This window comes from Mesorhizobium sp. M0751, from assembly GCF_040320265.1.
Lineage (GTDB): Bacteria > Pseudomonadota > Alphaproteobacteria > Rhizobiales > Rhizobiaceae > Mesorhizobium.
The window spans coordinates 29,679-47,654 of sequence record NZ_JAMYPH010000011.1; the positions used below are offsets into that span (position 1 = coordinate 29,679).

Below are 17,976 nucleotides of genomic sequence, written 5' to 3' on the forward strand. Positions count from 1 at the left end.
TTATGGTCATAGAAAACGCCGTCAGCGCGGAAGAGATCAAGGTCAATGCCGCCAAGATGCACATTTCGACCACCGATGTCGCCATCGACATCATTGCCATGCACAAATGGTACGGCGAATTCCATGTGCTGAAGGACATCAATCTAAAGGTGATGCGCGGCGAGCGGATCGTCATCTGCGGCCCGTCGGGCTCCGGCAAATCGACGATGATCCGCTGCATCAACCGGCTGGAGGAACACCAGAAGGGCAAGATCATAGTCGACGGCAAGGAACTGACCAACGATCTGAAGAAGATCGACGAGGTGCGCCGCGAGGTCGGCATGGTGTTCCAGCACTTCAACCTGTTCCCGCATCTGACCATTCTGGAAAATTGCACGCTGGCGCCGATCTGGGTGCGTAAGATGCCGCGGAAGCAGGCCGAGGAAATCGCCATGCATTTCCTCAAGCGCGTCAAGATCCCGGAACAGGCCAACAAATATCCCGGCCAGCTTTCCGGCGGCCAGCAACAGCGCGTGGCGATCGCCCGCTCGCTGTGCATGAACCCGCGCATCATGCTTTTCGACGAGCCGACCTCGGCTCTCGATCCGGAAATGATCAAGGAAGTGCTGGAGACGATGGTCGGGCTGGCCGAGGAAGGCATGACCATGCTCTGCGTCACCCACGAAATGGGCTTTGCGCGCAAAGTCGCCAACCGGGTGATTTTCATGGATCAGGGTCAGATCGTCGAGCAGAACACGCCGGCCGAGTTCTTCGACCACCCGCGCCATGAGCGCACGAAGCTGTTCCTGTCGCAGATCCTGCAATGATCCTGTACGCCGGTTCGGGACAAGGACCGGGCTCTCTGTCTTGCTTGGCTCCGCGCGTATTCGACGAGTGGTGATGCTCGGGGGATCTGCTCGATGGCGAGCATCGGGAACTATCTTAGCACCCACAATCCTCCTGCGACGATCACCGCATATCGTGCAGCCTTGCCTAATGCGACAAGCATCACGAATACGCCGAGATGGATGCGGGCCGCGCCTGCCACGACGGTGAAGGCGTCCCCGACGACCGGCAGCCAGGCGAACAGGAGCAAGCACGCGCCAACGCGGCGAAAGGTCCGGCTCGCCCGCTCGTATCGTTCACGAGTGACGGGAAACCATCGCCTGGACTGGAGCGTGTCGATGCCACGCCCCAGCATCCAGTTCACCACCGAGCCGAGCGTGTTGCCGATCGTGGCGATCGCACAAAGCAGCACCGGATCGCCACGGCCGCTGGCGATCAAGCTGGCGAGCACAACTTCCGACGAGAACGGCAAGATCGTTGCGGCGAGGAATGCGCTGGTGAACAGGACGCCATAGATTGCCAGTGCAGCCACGTCGAACGACCGACTAGGCCTGCACTTCGACGACGCCCATCATGCCGAGCTGCTCGTGCTCCAGGATGTGGCAATGATACATCCTCCGCCCGGGGCGATCCTGGCGCAGCAAAAGCCGCACCGTTTCGCCGCGTGCCACGTTGACCGTGTCCTTCCAGGCGAGATAGGCCGGTTTCGAGACCTGCCCACCACGTTCGTGCTCGACCACCTGGAACTGCGTCCCGTGCACATGGAACGGATGGTCCATGTCGGCATTGTTGACGATTTCCCAGAGCTCGACCTGTCCTGTTTTCGACACCACGTCGATGCGGCCCATGTCGAACGCCGCGCCGTTGATCAGGAAGCCCATCTGCATATCCGTCGCGCTCATCGTCATCGTTTCGGTGAACACGAAACGCCGGCTGACAGCAGGAGTGCCAAGTTGGCAATTGGTCGAAGCCTTTCCGGCAGCGGAGGAAACGCCTCTGCAGGCGTGTCCGAAAAATTGACCGTAAGCAATGTCAGACCTGCATCGGCGGGGCGGCCTGCGCCCATCCAGCCGCGATAGTAGTCGAGCGTGTTCAGGGTGACGGGGCCGGGCTTCTCAAACGAGGCGATCAGTTCAAGGCGTTCCGCCGGGCTGAGCAGGACATCCTTGGCTGCCACCGGCGCCTCCAGCAGACCGCCATCGGTGCCGATGATCGTCATGGGTGCGCCGTCGAAGGAGAGCCGCAAAAAGCGCGCGTTGGTCGCGTTGTAAAACCGAAATCGCCGCTTTGTTCCAAACGGGACCGATAGCGCGGGATTTTTCTGTCCGTTGACCAGCACGTGATCGCCGACGCGCCCGTTCATCAAATCGACCATGGTGTTGTCCGGCATGGTGCCGTCGGCGGCAAGGCGAAGGTCTGTGAACACCAGCACAGTGTCGCCATACTCGGCCGGGATCGGGTCCGCCTTCGGCTTGACCACGAACGCGCCGGCAAGTCCGCGATAGACCTGCTCAGCCGTCTTGCCGTGCGGATGCGGATGGTACCAGTATGACCCCGCACTTCCTTCGGGCAATTCGAAACTGTAGGTGCGCTCCGTGCCCGTCGCAACGGGGTCCATCGGATTACCATCCTGGTCAGCCGGAACCGGCATTCCATGCCAAATGGATGGTGCTGGTCTCTTCAGGAATTCGGTTCGTGAACGCAATTTCGACACGGTCGCCTTCAGTCACCTCGATCAATGGCCCCGGGCTCATGCCATTGTACCCAAGGATTGGCGTGTCGAGTGCTTCTGCAAAGCGAACCATGGCGGGTTCAGCCGTGAGGTTCGCTCTGAACAGGCGGGGTGTATCGGCTTCATTGGCTAGCAGCGGCAACTCGCGCAACGCCTGGCCCTCAGGCAGCATGGCTGCGCTTTTTGGCGCCGCGCCCATGTCGTGGCCCGCGTGCCCCATATCCATGCCGGGCATCTCGTCCATCTTCATCTGGGCGATGGCGCGCGGACTAGCGAGAACCGTGGCAGCGCCTGCCGCCAGAAAACTGCGTCGATTCATGTGTTGTCTCCGAGATTAAGGTCACGCGCGTCGGCACGCGGTATAACTCAGGTGGCACGCTCCGTAGCCAGATTGGCGCCTTTTCAAGGGGGCGACGGCATTCATGGGTTTGCAGCTCCAACTGGGTGGCTGCCATTCGATAAAGGTTCCCATAACGGGAAGGTCAAGTGGCAAATTTCGAATGCTGCTTCGGCACGGCAGCGATGATTTGAGCTGGCTCAAAAGCCCTTGACCTTCCTGTGATGGGAAGCCTCATAACAACCCCACTGGAGGAAAGCTGCAAAGATAAGACTGAAAGTTCCGGAATGGGCTGCGGGCAGGCGTCATCAGATCAGTCGGTTACAACGAAAAATAGGCCGCCCGTGCGGCGTACGGTCGGCGCGGATCATAAGCGCACCGGCTGCGTTCATTGCCATTGGGAGTTGTATAACGAGGCGGCAGGTCAAGGGCTCATCCTGATGCTTATCCAACCGATCGATTATTTCCTCGTCGTCTGGTTCGCGCTGGCGCTGGCTTCGACGCTTTATGTCGGCTTCGACCAATATCGCAACAATCCCGAGCCGGTGGTGATGAAATGGGGCTTCATCCTGGTCACCCTCTATATGGGTCCGCTCGGCCTGCTGCTCTACGTGCTCGCCGACAAGGAGCCCCGGCCGGGCGAGCATGAACTCTTCACCCAGCCGCTCTGGAAGCAGGGCGTCGGCTCCACCATCCACTGCGTCGCCGGCGATGCCACCGGCATCATTCTTGCCGCCGCCATCACGGCGGCGCTTGGCCTGCCGATGTGGATCGACCTGATCGTCGAATATCTCGCCGGCTTTGCCTTCGGCCTGTTCATCTTCCAGTCGCTGTTCATGAAATCGATGATGGGCGGCACCTATCGGGAGAACGTGCGCAAGAGCTTCCTGCCCGAGTTCATCTCGATGAACTTCATGATGGCCGGCATGGCGCCGGTCATGAGTTTCCTGATGATGGGCCGCGACATGCGCGCGATGGAACCGACGGAGCTTTTGTTCTGGGGCGTGATGTCGATCGGCGTCATCGCCGGTTTTGCGCTTGCCTATCCGGCCAATGTCTGGCTGGTCGCCCGGGGGCTGAAGCACGGGTTGATGACGCAGCGCGCGCAGGCAGCCGGCATCGATGGTCGGGAGCAGCCTGCCACGAGGCAACATGCGCAGATGCAAATGCAGCAGGCCGACGCCGGTGGCCATCGCGGACAGCGCCACGATATGACTTCCCACAAAGGCAAAGGCGGCGGCCATCACATGGAGACAGATGCCACGACGCCGCAGGTGGCTGCCCTGGGTGCCGTCTCCCTGCTGGCGCTCGCCATCGGCATGATCGCGCCGGCGAACTGGCTGAACCTGACGCTGTCGGCACGCGACGTCGGCGGGGTGATCATGCCGCAAGGCATGATCATGGATCGTGATACGCCGGCTGATGCGATGCGCGACATGGCCGCTACCGATCCACGCCTCGTGGCCGCCTCTTATGGCCTGACGGCAAGGGGCGACCAGGAACTGCCTTTTCGGATGGAGAACGGCATCAAGGTGTTCGAGCTCAGGCCTTCAGTGGTCCGCTGGCAGATCCTGCCGGACGTTGCGGTCGACGCCTATGCCTATAATGGCCAGATTCCCGGCCCGCGAATTCACATTCGCCAGGGCGATCGGGTCAGGATCAACGTCACCAACGGCCTGCCTGAGGAAACGACAGTGCATTGGCATGGCTTGATCTTGCCGAACCAGATGGATGGACCGGCCGAAATCACGCAGGCGCCGATCGAGCCCGGCCAATCCTATTCATACGAATTCACCGCAACCCAGCACGGAACCTATTTCTACCACCCCCATGCCAAGCCGGACCGGACCCAGGCACTCGGCCTCTACGGTGCGCTGATCATCGATCCCGCCAATCCCGCCGACGAGGTCGCAGCCGACCATGACTACGTCATCGAGCTTCAGGAATGGCTGGTGCGGGAAGGGCTGACCTACCCGTCGATGCCGATGGACGGCGGCATGCCGAATTTCTTCACCATCAACGGCAAGGCCTATCCCTCGACCGAGACGATCCCGATGAAGGTCGGCGAGACGCTCAAGGTGCGGTTCATCGGCACCAACAATGGCTTCATCCATCCGATGCATATCCATGGCGGACCGTTCGAGGTCGTTGCCCGCGACGGCGAAACGATTCCTGCCTCGGGTCGTTTCCTTGCCGATACGATCAACGTCGGGCCGGGTCAGCGCTACGACGTGATCTGGAAGGCGCAGCGTCTGGGCAAATGGCTGATCCATTGCCACATCCCGCATCACACCACGAACAACAATGTCGAGGAGAAGGGCGGCGGCGGGCTGATGGTCGTCATCGATGTGACATGACCATAGCCGTCTAAAAGGGAGCGTCAGTGCATGTGGCCATGGTCGTGCGTGTGCTCGTGAGGATGGTCTTTCTTTCCACGTTCGGTTGAAAACCGTACATTGGCCTCAGCCAGGGCCGGCATATGCTGGGACAGTTCGTCCTTCAGCGCTGCCGCGATGTTGTTGGCGTCCGACAGCGACAAGGTTTCGTCTGCGGCAATTGCGATGTCGGCGTGCAATCTATGACCGATCCAGCGCGCCTTGGCATCGACAATGCGTGCGCCCGGAACATGCTCGGCGGCATGTCGGATCTCATCCATCACACCGGGTTCGATTCCATCCAGCATGCGGGTCAGCACTGAGCGGGCCGATTGCCAGACGATACCGAAGATCGCAAGCGTGATCAGCAGGCCGACGATCGGGTCGGCCAAGGAAAAGCCGAGCCAGACGCCGATGGCTCCGATGACCACGGCAAGGCTGGTAAGCCCGTCGGTGCGGGCGTGGTAGCCGTCGGCAATCAGTGCCGCGCTGTTGATTTCGCGGCCGACGCGGATACGGAACACGGCAACCGCCTCATTGCCGAGGAAGCCGACAATGCCCGCCGCAGTCAGCCAGCCGAGGTGTGTCACCACTTGTGGATTGATCAGCCTGTCGATGGCCTGGTAGGCGGCGACAACAGCGCTGAACAGGATGATGAGGACGATGACGATGCCGGCCAGATCCTCGACCCGCCCCAAGCCATAGGTGAAGGTCCGCGACGGCTTGCGCCGCGCCAGCACGAACGCAACCCATAGCGGGATCGCCGTGGTCGCATCGCCGATGTTATGGATTGTGTCGGCCAGCAGCGCCACACTTCCCGACAGCACAACGACGACCATCTGCAGCGCCGCGGTGATGGCCAGGATCACGAACGACCATTTGATTGCCCAGATACCCCGGTCGGTGGTGGCAATTGTCGCATCGATGACGCCATGGGTGTGGCCGTGCGAACCGTGATCGCCATGATGATGTGCGGCGTGCGAGCCGAACCCGAGCCATTCCAGAATGGGGGCTACAATGGCATTCATAGATACTTCGCCAGCTGCTTGAGTTCCGCCAGCGAGTTGCCGCCGGTTTCCACGCTGTCCGTCAGGCAATGCTCGATGTGGTCGTTGATCAGCTCGCGCTTGGCGCTGCTGATCGCTTTTTCGACGGCGTGAAGCTGCTGCGCCAGATCAACGCAAGGGCGATGCGCCTCGATCATGGCCAGCACCGCCGCGAGGTGGCCTTGCGCGCGCTTCAGCCGCTTTGTGATGGAAGGATGCGAGGCGTGGAGGTGATCTGACATGCCTCAGCATATCCTCCCGGGGAGGATATGCGTCAAGCTCAAAGTCAGCTGTGCAACTTTCGGAGAGGCTTCACCTTGAGCATTGCTTGTTCTATGCCTTCCGCATGAAGAAGCTTGCCCGTTTTCTTGGCCTGCTGGCCGTTGCAATAGCGCTAGCGGTAGCGCTGGGTACGTTGCTGCCGCGCCCGCTCTGGCCGGCCGTTGCCGATCCGATCGGCACAAGCCACCGTATCCTGGTGCTGCAAAATCCGATCCACACCGACATCGCCATCCCGGTCGACGACGATGTGCGCCGGCGCTTCCACTTCCTGGTCGATGCCGGCATTCCGGTCGACATGGCGGAGGTCCGCTACATCGTCTTCGGCTGGGGCGGCCGCGCCTTCTATCTGGAGACCCCGACCTGGTCGGAGCTGAAGGCGGTGCCGGTGATGAAGGCGCTGACGGTCGATGCCTCGGCGATGCATGTCGACATTTCCGGCGACATCGCCGAGCCGCATCCCGAAGTCGCGGGTTTCGACATCGGCGAGGAGCAGTTTACGGCGCTGCTCGATTACATTGCGGCAAGCTTCCGGCAGGGGCCGAACTGGGCCATCCCGATCGAGAATGCGGCCTATTCCCGCTTCGATCGTTTCTTCGAAGCCAATGGTCATTTCAATGCGCTGATCGGCTGCAACACCTGGACGGCGGCGGCACTGCGCACGGCCGGCCTGCGCACCGGATGGTGGAACCCGCTGCCGGCCTCGCTCGGCATATCGATGCGGCTTTACAATTGAAGCCCGAGGAATAGCGACCGTCTCGTCAGCCGGTTTTGCGCTCCTGCTTGGCCATATATTCACGAAGCGCCCTGTTGATCGCGCTTTGATAGCCGCGGCCTCCCGGCGCGCGTCTCTTGAACCAAGCGACGAGATCCGAATCCAGTCGAAGGGTCAATTGCTGCTTGATTGGTTTGAAATAAGGGTTGCCGACCGCGCTCTGCCAGAACTCTTCGGTCAATTCGGGGATATCGCTGGTATCGACATCGCTCTCCGGCCGCGCCCTCAGAGCCGCAATCTCGGCCTTCTGAGCTTCCGTCAGAGGAGGTGGATTTGCGGGGTCGAATTCATGTCGGACGATTTTGCGCATAACATCTTTTCTCCTTGGGCGTGGCTTGCCGCGCGGAAATGATGCGGATCACCTCGATTCCGTCTTCCTCTCGATCGGCATGCGCGATCAACAACACCAATATGCTGTCAACAACGCCTATCGTCTGCCAGCGATACTCGCCCTCTTCAATCCGATCCTGCGTCGTCAATGCGAAAGGGTCGAAGAAAACATGACTGGCGATCTCGAAACTCACGCCATGCTTGCGGAGGTTCGAGTTTGTCCCATTCAAATCGCAATTCATGCCTCGCATAACGACAATTATGTAACTACAAATTGGCACTACGTCAAGATGATACGCTGTCGGAGGTTTCCAATGCCCGCCAGCCATAAAGCCAATCAAGATCGGCGGCGAGCTTTTCGGATGAGCGCATCGCCAGAAACAGGTTGCGGGCCATCGCCACCGGCCCGGCCGCATGCCAGGCGAGGCGATTGACGGCGCCGCGGCGGGCGACCTGGGCGACGCGCGGCCGCCGCGCCTGTTCCCAGGCGGCAAGCGCCCCCTCAAGATCGGCCGGCGAAGCGGCAACGAAGCCGGCAAGCGTCGCCGCGTCCTCGATCGCCATCGCCGCGCCCTGAGCGGCAAAGGGCGTCATCGCATGCGCCGCATCGCCGATCAGCGCGATGCCTTGCGGCGTCGTCCACCGCCGCTGCTCGACAGTGTGGATCGGCCACGCCGTCCACGGTGCCGCCTCGCTCGCCAGACGGACCAGCGCCGGCGCGGTACCGCGCATGGCGCTGGCAAGGATGGCGGGATCGGCATGCCCCGACCAGCCCTCGGCGATGCGCTCGCCCCTGGTGAAGGCAGCGAGATTGAAGGCAGTGCCACGGCTGACCGGATAGGCGACCATATGGAATCCGGGATAGAGGAATGCGCTAACGCAATCGGCCGCACCGATCACGCTGAAGGCTTGTCCGGCGAGGCTGTCGGCGGCCACCGTGGCGCGCCAGGCAAGCTCGCCCGAAAACCGGCTCCTACCGAATTCGGCCGCCTTGCGGGCAAGCGTTTCTCGCACCGACGACCAGACGCCATCCGCGCCGATCAGCAACGATGCTTCCGTTTTGATGGCCGCGCCGGCAACCTCTACCGTTGCGGCGATGCCATGCGGTTTGACAGCGGCACTGACGACGAGAGCGCCGGTGACAAGTTCGATGCCGGGCCGCTCGGCCATCCGCTGCATCAGCGCTGATTGCAGATCGGCGCGGTGGGCGACGAGATAGGGCGCTCCCCAGCGCGTTTCGGCCGCCTGGCCAAGCGGTACGCGCGCCAGCTCGCGCAGCGTGGCGGCATCCCTCAGCACGACCGCTTCCGGCCGCACCGCCGTCGCCAGCAGCCGATCGAGTACGCCGAGCTGCCGTAGGATGCGCGTCGCGTTGGGCGAAAGCTGGATACCGGCGCCGGCAGCCTCGAGGTGCTCGGCCTGTTCGAACAGTTTTATCCGATAGCCGCGCTCGGCGAAGGCCAGTGCCGCGGTCAGCCCGGCGACGCCCGCCCCGGCGATGACCACCTGCCGGGACTGCGTTTCTCGCATCAGGCTTGTCGCGGAAGAATCAGGCGGCCTGGTCGATATATAGGCAGCCCGGCGGCTGCGTTTCCAATGCCTTCAGCTTCGGCGAATAGCGATAGAGCGTCGAGCAATAGGGGCAGACCTTTTCATTGTCGTCGCCCATGTCGAGAAATACATGCGGATGGTCGAAAGGCGGATTGGCGCCGGTGCACATGAATTCCTTGACGCCGATGTCGATTGCCGGATAGCCCGCATCGTTCTGGAAATGGGGAATGGAACCGCCTGCCATCGTCGTCTCCTGATCTTGTCGATTGCATCTGGATCATAACCCGTCTCTTTGCAAGATCGATGAAATGAAACTGTCGCAAAAGCCTGTCAGAGGATAAGTTAAGCCGGTTAAGGCTGTGGTCGTCGAACGGTGTGGGAAGAGCGGAAACCATGAACGAACTGAAGCCGGTGCAGAGCGAATTCATCACCGTCGAGGCGGCGAGCCGCGAAGGCGGCAATCCGGACCGCTTCGTCAACCGCGAGTTTTCCTGGCTGCAATTCAACCGGCGCGTGCTCGAGGAGTCGCTGAACGCCAATCATCCGCTGCTCGAGCGCGTTCGCTTCCTGTCGATATCGGCAGCCAATCTCGACGAGTTCTTCATGGTCCGCGTCGCCGGTCTTGCCGGCCAGGTGCGCGAGGGCATCGTGCTGAAGAGCCCGGACGGACGCACGCCCGAGCAGCAGCTTGAACAATTGCTGCGCGAGGTCGAGCGCCTGCAGGAGGACCAGCAGAAAAGCCTTTCGGCGCTGATGCTGCTGCTCGACAAGGAAGGCATTGAGAGCATCACTCGCGAGGCGCTGAGCAAGGACGAGAAGGCCTGGCTGGAGGACCATTTCCAGGAGCAGGTATTTCCGGTGCTGACGCCGTTGTCGATCGATCCGGCGCATCCGTTCCCGTTCATTCCCAATCTCGGTTTCTCGATGGCGCTGCAATTGCGCCACCGCAAGAACGGCGAGGAGATGAGTGCGCTTTTGCGCCTGCCGATGGCGCTGAAGCGGTTCATCCGTTTGCCGGATCGCAAGCGCCATGTCCGTTTCATCCCGCTCGAGGAGGCGGTCGGCCTTTATATCGGCAAGCTGTTCCCAGGCTATGAGGTCAAGGGCTCCGGCACGTTCCGCATCATCCGCGACAGCGATATCGAGGTCGAGGAAGAATCAGAGGATCTGGTGCGGCTGTTCGAGACGGCGCTGAAGCGCCGCCGCCGCGGTTCGGTCATCCGTATCGAATTCGACATGCTGATGCCGCCCGAATTGCGCGACTTTGTCGCCGGCGAGCTTGGCGTCTCGGCAAGCCGCATCAGCGTGCTCACCGGTCCGCTGGCGCTCAGCCAGATTTCGGAGATCGTCGCCGTCGCCCGCGACGATCTGAAATTCACCCCCTACAATCCGCGCTTCCCCGAGCGCATCCGCGAGCATGGCGGCGATTGTTTTGCCGCCATCCGCGAGAAGGACATCATCGTCCACCACCCTTACGAATCTTTCGACGTCGTGGTGCAGTTCTTGCGCCAGGCAATGGCCGACCCGGAAGTGGTGGCGATCAAGCAGACGCTCTATCGCACCTCCAACGACAGCCCGATCGTGCGGGCTTTGGTCGATGCGGCGGAAGCCGGCAAGTCGGTGACCGCACTGGTCGAGCTCAAGGCGCGTTTCGACGAGGAGGCCAACATCCGCTGGGCCCGCGACCTCGAGCGCGCCGGCGTCCAGGTCGTCTTCGGCTTTCTCGAACTGAAGACCCACGCGAAAATGTCGCTGGTGGTGCGGCGCGAGGATGGCAGGCTGCGCAATTACGTGCATCTGGGCACCGGCAACTACCACCCGGTCACCGCCCGCATCTACACCGATCTGTCCTTCTTCACCACCGACCCGACAATCGCGCGCGATGTCGCCCAGTTGTTCAACTTCATCACCGGCTATGCCGAGCCAGCCGAGCAGATGCGGCTGGCCATCTCGCCGTTCACGCTGCGCGACCGCATCCTCCAGCACATTTCGGACGAGATCAGCCACGCGCTGGAGGGCAGACCGGCCCGCATCTGGATGAAGATGAATGCCTTGGTCGACCCGATCGTCATCGATGCGCTCTACGATGCCAGCCGCGCCGGCGTCGAGATCGATCTCGTCGTGCGCGGCATATGCTGCCTGAGGCCGCAGGTGCCCGGCCTGTCGGAGAACATCAGGGTGAAGTCGATCGTCGGCCGTTTCCTCGAGCACAGCCGCATCTACTGCTTCGGCAACGGCCACGGCCTGCCATCGGACGGGGCGATCGTCTATATCTCCTCGGCCGATCTGATGCCGCGCAATCTCGATCGCCGCGTCGAGACCATGGTGCCGATCACCAATCCAACTGTGCACGAACAGGTGCTCGGCCAGATCATGCTCGGCAACATCATGGACAACCAGCAAAGTTTCGACGTATTGGCTGACGGAACCTCCCGGCGCGTCGTGCTGGAGGAGGGCGAGGAACCGTTCAACGCGCAGGAATATTTCATGACCAATCCGAGCCTGTCCGGACGGGGCGATGCGTTGAAGTCGCATGCGCCCAAGCGCATCGCGCAGTTCAAGCGCCGCAAGAAACAGAACGCAGCGACGGGCTGATGATTTCAGCATCCCAGGGCCGGCTTCAGGACCGCCGACCGCTGTCCATCATCGATATCGGGTCGAACTCGATCCGTCTTGTCATCTATGAGGGGCTGGCGCGCTCGCCGACCTTGCTGTTCAACGAAAAGATGCTGGCCGGCCTCGGCCGCGGCATCGTTTCGACCGGAAAGCTCGATCCCGAGGCGGTGACGCGTTCGATGGAAGAGTTCCGCCGCTTCCGCGCGCTGTCCGATCAGGCCGGCGCCGAGCGCATGTATGTGCTGGCGACCGCCGCCGCTCGCGAGGCCGTCAACGGCCCCGACTTCATCCACCGCGCCGAGGATGTGCTCAAGACCGAGATCCAGGTGCTGAGCGGCCGCGAAGAAGCCCATTATTCGGCGCTTGGCGTCATCTCCGGTTTCCACCCGGCCAACGGCATCGCCGGCGACCTTGGCGGCGGCAGCCTCGAACTGATCGACATCGACGGCGAGACGATCGGTGACGGCATCACGCTGCCGTTGGGCGGGCTGCGCCTGCAGGACATGGCGAAGAACTCGCTGACCCAGGCGGCAAGGATCACGCGCGAGCAACTGGCACGGGCGAAATTGCTGAAGGGCGGGCAGGGCAGGGCCTTCTACACGGTCGGCGGCACCTGGCGAAATCTCGCCCGGCTGCACATGGAAATGACCAACTACCCGCTCGGCGTCATGCATCACTACGAAATCGGCATCGAAAGCGCCGCGAACTTCCTCCGGCAGGTCGCCAGGGCCGAGATCGACAAGATCAGAGGCATCGAGGGCATCTCCAAGAACCGCCGCTCGCTGCTGCCCTATGGCGCCATCGTGCTGCAGGAGATCATGGCGGCGATGCAGCCGTCGAAGATCATCGTGTCGGCGCTGGGCGTGCGCGAGGGCTTTCTCTATTCGCTGCTCGACAAGGCCGAGCAGAAAGCCGATCCGCTGATCTCGGCGGCGGAAGAGCTTGCCCGCCTGCGCTCGCGCTCGGTCGACCACGCGCATGAGCTTGTCGAGTGGACCGGCAAGGCGTTCGCCGCCTTCGGCATCGACGAGACCAGGGATGAGGCGCGCTACCGCCACGCCGCCTGCCTGCTCGCCGATATCGGCTGGCGCGCCCATCCCGAATATCGCGGCAAGCAATCGCTCAACATCATCGCCCACGCTTCCTTCATCGGCGTCGACCATCCCGGCCGCGCCTTCCTGGCGCTTGTCAGCCTGTTTCGCCACGAGGGCGTGTTCAATGAAGCCGCTCCGGAAATCCGCGGGCTGGCGACACCGCGCTATCTCGAACGGGCTCGCGTGCTGGCCGCGCTGCTGCGCGTCGTCTATTTGCTGAGCGCGGCAATGCCCGGCGTCATGCCGCGGCTGAAATGGGAAAACCGCGGCAATGGCGTGCTGGCGCTGGTGCTGCCGGCAGCGCTGGCCGATCTTTACGGCGAACGGCCGGCCGGTCGGCTGGCACAGCTGGCAAGGGTCACCAACCGCCGGCTGGTGCTTGCGGTCGAGGGCGGGCCGAGCGTTTCTGTCAAATAGGCTGTCTCGGCCAACTTAATCGTTGCTCCGCCTCAAGCAATCGTTTCAGGTTTTGCGCCGCCCCTCATTGCCCTGCCGGGCATTTCTCCCCGTATAGCGACGGGGAGAAAGACGCCTTCGCAAAGGATTTCGCTAATCTCCAGCGTTGCAGAAAGGGTGCCGACGTTGCGGCCAGCCCCTTCTCCCCCTCACTATACGGGGAGAAGATGCCGGCAGGCAGATGAGGGGCGGCGCCGACTTCCGCAGGCGGACGAGTCAAGCGCTAGCTTTTGCGTGAAGCAATTGCTCCAGCCACCCGCCCGTCGGCCGACCATGCTCCGGCGCCAGCCATTGCCAGCGCCAGAAAACCGCCCGATATGGCGATGTCCTTCATCAGCATCTGCGAATGCATGAAGGTCAGCGTCGGATCGTCGCCACCTTGGCCATAGTGGCCGATGAAGCCCGCCGCGATGCAGAAGGCGGCGAGCAGCAGCGCCATGATCGGCGTCTTGAAGCCGACGAGGATAAGCAGCCCGGCGATCAGCTCGAACAGGCCTGTCGCCCAAGCCACCAGCGTCGGCAGCGGCAGGCCGAGGCCGGCGAAATAGCCTGATGTGCCGGCGATGTCGGCAAGCGCGTGGAAGCCGGACGGCACGAACAGCGCAGCGAGCAGCAGCCGGGAAAGCAAGAGCAGCGCATTGCGAGGCATGGTCTCCTCCGATATCGGCGGCCGATCCTAGCAGAGTTCCAGCCGGCAGATATGAACCGACAACGAAAAAGGGGCGCGAAAAATTCCGCGCCCCTTTGTTCAGGAAGTGCTGGGCCGCTTCAGCCGCGCTTGGCGTCGATCGAATACGCGCCTGGACCCGACGAGGCGAGCACGAGGAAGCCGCCGGCGATGCCGAGGTTCTTCATGAAATTGATCATCTGCATCTGATCGGCCCAGCCGGTGTGGGCGACCAATGCGGTGGCGACGGTGAAGATCGCCATCACCCAGCCGACGATCCGGGTCTGGAAGCCGACGAGGATGGCGAGGCCGCCAAGCAGTTCGATCAGGCCGACGACGATGGCGGTTACCATCGGCAGCGGCAGGCCAAGGCTGCCGAAATAGCCGGCCGTGCCGGCTATTGCCGTCAGCTTGCCGAAGCCGGAAAGCAGGAAGATGGCCGAAAGCAGGATGCGGCCGAGCAGGATCGTGCCCGAGGCGCCGGAGGTGGTGCCGGAACCGGCAAACGAAGTGTTGGTGGACGTGTTGGTGGACATGCGTAACTCTCCAGAAGGGTTTGGCCAGAGGACTTGGGATAGCCGTCCAGTTAGCGCATGCAGACTGTTCACCAAAGATGTCAGATTGGTTACGGATTGTTCACCGAGGTAACGTTTTCGCGATCAACTTACCCTGGGTGCGTCATGTCCTCCGGCCGCACCAGCCGCTCATAGTCGGCTTCGCTGACCAGCCCGGTGGCCAGCGCTTCCTCGCGCAGCGTTGTGCCGTTCTTGTGCGCCGCCTTGGCGATCTTGGCGGCGTTGTCATAGCCGATCGTCGGCGCCAGCGCCGTCACCAGCATCAGCGAACGGTCGAGCGCTGCCTTGATGTTGTCTTCGCGGGCCTCGATGCCGACGACGCAATTGTCAGTGAACGACAGGGAAGCGTCGGCCAGCAGCTGCACCGACTGCAGGAAACAATAGGCCATCAGCGGATTGTAGACGTTGAGCTCGAAATGGCCCTGGCTGCCGGCGAAGCTGATCGCCGCATTGTTGCCGAACGCCTGCACGCAAACCTGTGTCATCGCCTCGCATTGTGTCGGATTGACCTTGCCCGGCATGATCGACGAGCCCGGTTCGTTTTCCGGCAGCGACAATTCGCCGAGGCCCGAACGCGGGCCCGAGCCGAGCAGGCGGATGTCGTTGGCGATCTTGAACAGCGCCGCCGCGGAGGCATTGATGGCGCCGTGCGAGAAGACCATGGAATCATGCGCGGCCAGAGCCTCGAACTTGTTCGGCGCGGTGACGAAATCGATGCCGGTGATAGCAGCGATGCGCGCCGCCACTTTTTCGGCAAAACCAACCGGCGCGTTGAGGCCGGTGCCGACCGCGGTGCCGCCCTGTGCCAGCTCCTGCAGACCGGGCAGGGTCATTTCGATGCGCTTGACCGACGAAGCGACCTGCGCCGCATAACCGGAAAATTCCTGGCCGAGCGTCAGCGGCGTCGCGTCCTGCGTGTGGGTGCGGCCGATCTTGACGATGTGGGCGAAAGCCCTGGTCTTGGCCTCGAGTGCCGCGTGCAAATGTCTCAGCGCCGGCAGCAGGTCGTGAATGATGCGCTCGGCGCAGGCGATGTGCATGGCCGTCGGATAGGTGTCGTTCGACGACTGGCTCATGTTGACGTGGTCATTGGGATGCACCGGCTTCTTCGATCCCATGACGCCGCCCAGAAGCTCGATCGCCCGGTTGGAAATCACCTCATTGGCGTTCATGTTGGACTGGGTGCCTGAGCCGGTCTGCCAGACGACCAGCGGGAAATGGTCATTGAGCTTGCCGTCGATGACCTCCTGGGAGGCCTCGATAATGGCCTTGCCGATCGCCGGATCGAGCCGCTTCAGCTCCATATTGGCTTCGGCGGCCGCCCGCTTGACGATACCCAGCGCCCGCACGATCGACGCAGGCTGCTTTTCCCAGCCGATCTTGAAATTGGCCAGCGAGCGCTGCGCCTGCGCACCCCAATAGCGGTCGGCGGCGACCTCGATGGGACCGAACGTGTCGGTTTCGGTTCTGGTTTCTGGCACGCTCACGAAATCTCTCCGCTTTGCAATTTGCAAACGGCGTATCGCGTTGCACAAACGCCTTCAAGCGGAGATTGCGGGCGATGGGGATGCAAATCGGTTGAAGGACTGCCAATCTCCCCCCTCGTGGGGGAGATGCCCGGCAGGGCAGAGGGGGGCGCGAAGGATCGCCAACGTTGTTCACCCTGCAACCAGCGGAGAAGGACAACAAGCCTAAGGGCGGAATTGCGATCGATGAGAAGTCGGCGGGACAGCGCCCCCCTCTGTCCTGCCGGACATCTCCCCCACAAGGGGGGAGATTGGCAGCTTCGCCGACCGCTACTCACCCCGCCGTGTATCCTCCATCCACAGCAAATACACCGCCGCTGGTCCATGCCGCTTCGTCGCTGGCGAGATAGACCGCGATGCCGGCAAGGTCGCTGGTCCGGCCAATCCGGCCGAGCGGGTAGCTGCGCTCGACATAGGCCTTGAGCTCGGCTTGCGCCGCTTCCGTCAGGTTTTCGATCGACCTGCGCCGCATCGCTGTGTCGACCGTGCCGGGCGCGATGGCGTTCACCCTTATGCCGCGCGGCCCAAGCTCGAAGGCGAGCGACCTGGTCAGCGAATTGAGCGCGCCCTTCGACAGCGAATAGAGGCTGGATGGCCGCTTCGGGATCATCTTGTGCGCGAAGTAGGACGAGATGTTGATCACCGAAGCCGCGCCCGGCGCGAGATGCGGCAACAGCCGCTGAGTGAGGAAGAATACCGCCGTGACGTTGAGTGCGAAGGACTGCTGGAACTGGTCCTCGCTGACGGTTTCGAACGGCACAAGGAACGCCACGCCGGCATTGTTGACGAGGATATTGAGAGGTGGGCCGCGCCTGGTATGCTCGACCACCGCATCGATGCCGGCGCTGGCCGACAGATCGGCCGACAGCGTTTCAACGCCGTCCCCGAGCTGCTTGCGGGCGGCGTCGAGCTTGTTGCCGTCGCGGCCGACGATCAGCACATCCGCGCCTTCGCGCAAGAAAGCTTCGGCGATTGCCAGCCCGATCCCGTCCGAGCCGCCGGTGACCAGTGCCCGTTTGCCGCCCAGTCTCATCCAACACTCCCGTCTTGTCTGATACGGAGAACAGCGCCGTTGGCAATTGTGGTCAAGCCGCCGGCCTATCCTACAATATGAACTTTCGGCTGATGCGCGTGTCTATTCGGCAGCGGCTGCACCGCGCCGAACAGCCAGCCGCGTAGCGACGAAATCCTTGACCTGATGAATGGCCTGTTCACGCGTAACGCCGCCGGGTTGCAGGCCAAGCCGCAACCACAGCCCGTCGATCAGGGCGGTGACGCCGAAAGCGATCTCGTCAGCATCGCGCGCCGGCGCCAGACCGCGCAGGCCGGATAGCAGGTTGGAGCGCATGCGCGCATGGATCACCTTCTGGATGCGGGCAAGCTTTTCGTCGCGCGGCACCTCCGCGCAAAGCGAAAGCCAGGCATGGCAGAGGGACGGCTGGAAAAGATGCGGCTCGAAATTGCCTTCGATGATGGCATCTATTCGTTGCATTGGCGTGCGCGCCTGTCTCAGCCGCTCGACCACCGCATGCCGCAGCACCAGGTTCGATTCTCGCATGGCGTGCTCGAATAGTTCCCGCTTGCTGCTGAAGTAATGCAGCACGATGCCCTTCGACGCGCCGGCCTGTGCCGCCACCTTTTCTATGGTCGCCCCAGCTATGCCTTCGCGCTGAAGCACGGCAAAGGCAGCCTGCCGCAGCTCTTTGCGGCGTATGTCGCTGAGACGCTTGAGTTTCACGAGCCTGGATCCATGCATCGAGAACCGACGTTGACATTTTCGTCCGCTGAGATC

The 17,976-nt window shown here is 62.3% G+C and carries 19 protein-coding genes and 2 pseudogenes; 5 read left to right on the top strand and 16 right to left on the bottom strand.

Features of this window, described 5'->3' with window-relative positions; genetic code table 11:
• Positions 1-56: 56 nt before the first annotated feature.
• Positions 57-806: an amino acid ABC transporter ATP-binding protein gene (locus NKI19_RS17915; RefSeq protein ID WP_502899307.1), complete on the top strand. Its 750-nt coding sequence runs from the start codon at positions 57-59 to the stop codon at positions 804-806.
• A 110-nt stretch (positions 807-916) separates the two neighbouring features.
• On the opposite strand, the gene NKI19_RS17920 is transcribed toward NKI19_RS17915, so the two are convergent.
• From NKI19_RS17920 to NKI19_RS17940, 5 genes and pseudogenes are all read right to left on the bottom strand, one after another.
• Entirely contained in the window at positions 917-1,357 is a 441-nt protein-coding gene (locus NKI19_RS17920; protein ID WP_352492607.1) for a YqaA family protein, read from the bottom strand.
• A 13-nt stretch (positions 1,358-1,370) separates the two neighbouring features.
• A complete protein-coding gene (locus tag NKI19_RS17925; RefSeq protein WP_352492606.1) occupies positions 1,371-1,727 on the bottom strand; it encodes a multicopper oxidase domain-containing protein in 357 nt (118 codons plus the stop codon).
• A gap of 2 nt (positions 1,728-1,729) precedes the next feature.
• Complete coding sequence (locus NKI19_RS17930) at positions 1,730-2,305, bottom strand: cupredoxin domain-containing protein (protein WP_352566703.1); 576 nt, start codon at positions 2,303-2,305, stop codon at positions 1,730-1,732.
• Positions 2,306-2,347: 42 nt separating this feature from the next.
• Positions 2,348-2,476: pseudogene (locus tag NKI19_RS17935) on the bottom strand (multicopper oxidase domain-containing protein); the annotation flags it as partial.
• A complete protein-coding gene (locus tag NKI19_RS17940; protein WP_352566689.1) occupies positions 2,460-2,876 on the bottom strand; it encodes a multicopper oxidase domain-containing protein in 417 nt (138 codons plus the stop codon). The pseudogene NKI19_RS17935 and the gene NKI19_RS17940, both read right to left, overlap by 17 nt.
• A 458-nt stretch (positions 2,877-3,334) precedes the next feature.
• Here NKI19_RS17940 and NKI19_RS17945 point away from each other — a divergent pair, with 458 nt between their 5' ends.
• Positions 3,335-5,251 carry a multicopper oxidase domain-containing protein gene (locus NKI19_RS17945; protein WP_352492604.1) on the top strand — a complete coding sequence of 639 codons (1,917 nt, stop codon included), beginning with the start codon at positions 3,335-3,337 and terminating at the stop codon, positions 5,249-5,251.
• Positions 5,252-5,277: 26 nt separating this feature from the next.
• Here NKI19_RS17945 and NKI19_RS17950 read toward each other — a convergent pair.
• Both NKI19_RS17950 and NKI19_RS17955 read right to left on the bottom strand, forming a co-directional pair.
• Positions 5,278-6,288 (bottom strand): annotated as a pseudogene (locus tag NKI19_RS17950) (cation diffusion facilitator family transporter); the annotation flags it as partial.
• Positions 6,289-6,293: 5 nt separating this feature from the next.
• A complete protein-coding gene (locus tag NKI19_RS17955) occupies positions 6,294-6,557 on the bottom strand; it encodes a metal-sensing transcriptional repressor (protein WP_352492603.1) in 264 nt (87 codons plus the stop codon).
• A gap of 104 nt (positions 6,558-6,661) precedes the next feature.
• On the opposite strand from NKI19_RS17955, the gene NKI19_RS17960 reads away from it, so the two are divergent.
• Positions 6,662-7,330 carry a TIGR02117 family protein gene (locus tag NKI19_RS17960; protein ID WP_352566701.1) on the top strand — a complete coding sequence of 223 codons (669 nt, stop codon included), beginning with the start codon at positions 6,662-6,664 and terminating at the stop codon, positions 7,328-7,330.
• Positions 7,331-7,355: 25 nt separating this feature from the next.
• Here the strand turns inward: NKI19_RS17960 and NKI19_RS32865 are convergent, their stop codons facing one another.
• The 4 genes from NKI19_RS32865 to NKI19_RS17980 all read right to left on the bottom strand — a co-directional run bounded on the left by NKI19_RS32865 (position 7,356) and on the right by NKI19_RS17980 (position 9,494).
• Positions 7,356-7,679 (bottom strand): BrnA antitoxin family protein, encoded by a 324-nt coding sequence (locus NKI19_RS32865; protein ID WP_352710635.1) that lies wholly within the window; start codon positions 7,677-7,679, stop codon positions 7,356-7,358.
• Positions 7,657-7,893 (bottom strand): BrnT family toxin, encoded by a 237-nt coding sequence (locus tag NKI19_RS17970; RefSeq protein ID WP_352492601.1) that lies wholly within the window; start codon positions 7,891-7,893, stop codon positions 7,657-7,659. Before NKI19_RS17970 ends, NKI19_RS32865 begins: the two co-directional genes overlap by 23 nt.
• Positions 7,894-7,984: 91 nt before the next feature.
• The gene (locus NKI19_RS17975) at positions 7,985-9,229 is read right to left on the bottom strand and encodes an FAD-dependent monooxygenase (protein WP_352492600.1); all 1,245 of its coding nucleotides are present in this window, start codon (positions 9,227-9,229) and stop codon (positions 7,985-7,987) included.
• Between the two features lie 19 nt (positions 9,230-9,248).
• On the bottom strand, positions 9,249-9,494 hold the full coding sequence (locus tag NKI19_RS17980; protein WP_254820632.1) for a zinc-finger domain-containing protein: 246 nt from the start codon (positions 9,492-9,494) through the stop codon (positions 9,249-9,251).
• Positions 9,495-9,643: 149 nt separating this feature from the next.
• Here NKI19_RS17980 and NKI19_RS17985 point away from each other — a divergent pair, with 149 nt between their 5' ends.
• Both NKI19_RS17985 and ppx read left to right on the top strand, forming a co-directional pair.
• On the top strand, positions 9,644-11,845 hold the full coding sequence (locus NKI19_RS17985) for an RNA degradosome polyphosphate kinase (RefSeq protein WP_352492599.1): 2,202 nt from the start codon (positions 9,644-9,646) through the stop codon (positions 11,843-11,845).
• Entirely contained in the window at positions 11,845-13,377 is a 1,533-nt protein-coding gene (gene ppx / locus NKI19_RS17990; protein ID WP_352492598.1) for an exopolyphosphatase, read from the top strand. The genes NKI19_RS17985 and ppx overlap by 1 nt, the downstream gene beginning before the upstream one ends.
• Before the next feature lie 262 nt (positions 13,378-13,639).
• Here the strand turns inward: ppx and NKI19_RS17995 are convergent, their stop codons facing one another.
• From NKI19_RS17995 to betI, 5 genes are all read right to left on the bottom strand, one after another.
• Complete coding sequence (locus NKI19_RS17995) at positions 13,640-14,065, bottom strand: DoxX family protein (protein ID WP_352566687.1); 426 nt, start codon at positions 14,063-14,065, stop codon at positions 13,640-13,642.
• Positions 14,066-14,184: 119 nt separating this feature from the next.
• The gene (locus NKI19_RS18000; protein WP_352492596.1) at positions 14,185-14,619 is read right to left on the bottom strand and encodes a DoxX family protein; all 435 of its coding nucleotides are present in this window, start codon (positions 14,617-14,619) and stop codon (positions 14,185-14,187) included.
• Positions 14,620-14,747: 128 nt separating this feature from the next.
• Complete coding sequence (gene fumC / locus NKI19_RS18005) at positions 14,748-16,145, bottom strand: class II fumarate hydratase (protein ID WP_352492595.1); 1,398 nt, start codon at positions 16,143-16,145, stop codon at positions 14,748-14,750.
• Between the two features lie 313 nt (positions 16,146-16,458).
• Positions 16,459-17,217 carry an SDR family NAD(P)-dependent oxidoreductase gene (locus NKI19_RS18010; protein ID WP_352492594.1) on the bottom strand — a complete coding sequence of 253 codons (759 nt, stop codon included), beginning with the start codon at positions 17,215-17,217 and terminating at the stop codon, positions 16,459-16,461.
• 102 nt (positions 17,218-17,319) lie between these two features.
• Positions 17,320-17,922: a choline-binding transcriptional repressor BetI gene (betI, locus tag NKI19_RS18015; protein WP_352492593.1), complete on the bottom strand. Its 603-nt coding sequence runs from the start codon at positions 17,920-17,922 to the stop codon at positions 17,320-17,322.
• Positions 17,923-17,976 lie beyond the last annotated feature (54 nt).

Excerpts from the sequence above, each read along its gene's own strand:
- NKI19_RS17915 (WP_502899307.1), top strand. The coding sequence starts at position 57 with ATGCACATTTCGACCACCGATGTCGCCATCGACATCATTGCCATGCAC.
- NKI19_RS17925 (WP_352492606.1), bottom strand. The coding sequence starts at position 1,727 with ATGAGCGCGACGGATATGCAGATGGGCTTCCTGATCAACGGCGCGGCG.
- NKI19_RS17940 (WP_352566689.1), bottom strand. The coding sequence starts at position 2,876 with ATGAATCGACGCAGTTTTCTGGCGGCAGGCGCTGCCACGGTTCTCGCT.
- NKI19_RS17945 (WP_352492604.1), top strand. The coding sequence starts at position 3,335 with ATGCTTATCCAACCGATCGATTATTTCCTCGTCGTCTGGTTCGCGCTG.
- NKI19_RS17955 (WP_352492603.1), bottom strand. The coding sequence starts at position 6,557 with ATGTCAGATCACCTCCACGCCTCGCATCCTTCCATCACAAAGCGGCTG.
- NKI19_RS17960 (WP_352566701.1), top strand. The coding sequence starts at position 6,662 with ATGAAGAAGCTTGCCCGTTTTCTTGGCCTGCTGGCCGTTGCAATAGCG.
- NKI19_RS32865 (WP_352710635.1), bottom strand. The coding sequence starts at position 7,679 with ATGCGCAAAATCGTCCGACATGAATTCGACCCCGCAAATCCACCTCCT.
- NKI19_RS17975 (WP_352492600.1), bottom strand. The coding sequence starts at position 9,229 with ATGCGAGAAACGCAGTCCCGGCAGGTGGTCATCGCCGGGGCGGGCGTC.
- NKI19_RS17980 (WP_254820632.1), bottom strand. The coding sequence starts at position 9,494 with ATGGCAGGCGGTTCCATTCCCCATTTCCAGAACGATGCGGGCTATCCG.
- NKI19_RS17985 (WP_352492599.1), top strand. The coding sequence starts at position 9,644 with ATGAACGAACTGAAGCCGGTGCAGAGCGAATTCATCACCGTCGAGGCG.
- ppx (WP_352492598.1), top strand. The coding sequence starts at position 11,845 with ATGATTTCAGCATCCCAGGGCCGGCTTCAGGACCGCCGACCGCTGTCC.
- NKI19_RS17995 (WP_352566687.1), bottom strand. The coding sequence starts at position 14,065 with ATGCCTCGCAATGCGCTGCTCTTGCTTTCCCGGCTGCTGCTCGCTGCG.
- NKI19_RS18000 (WP_352492596.1), bottom strand. The coding sequence starts at position 14,619 with ATGTCCACCAACACGTCCACCAACACTTCGTTTGCCGGTTCCGGCACC.
- NKI19_RS18010 (WP_352492594.1), bottom strand. The coding sequence starts at position 17,217 with ATGAGACTGGGCGGCAAACGGGCACTGGTCACCGGCGGCTCGGACGGG.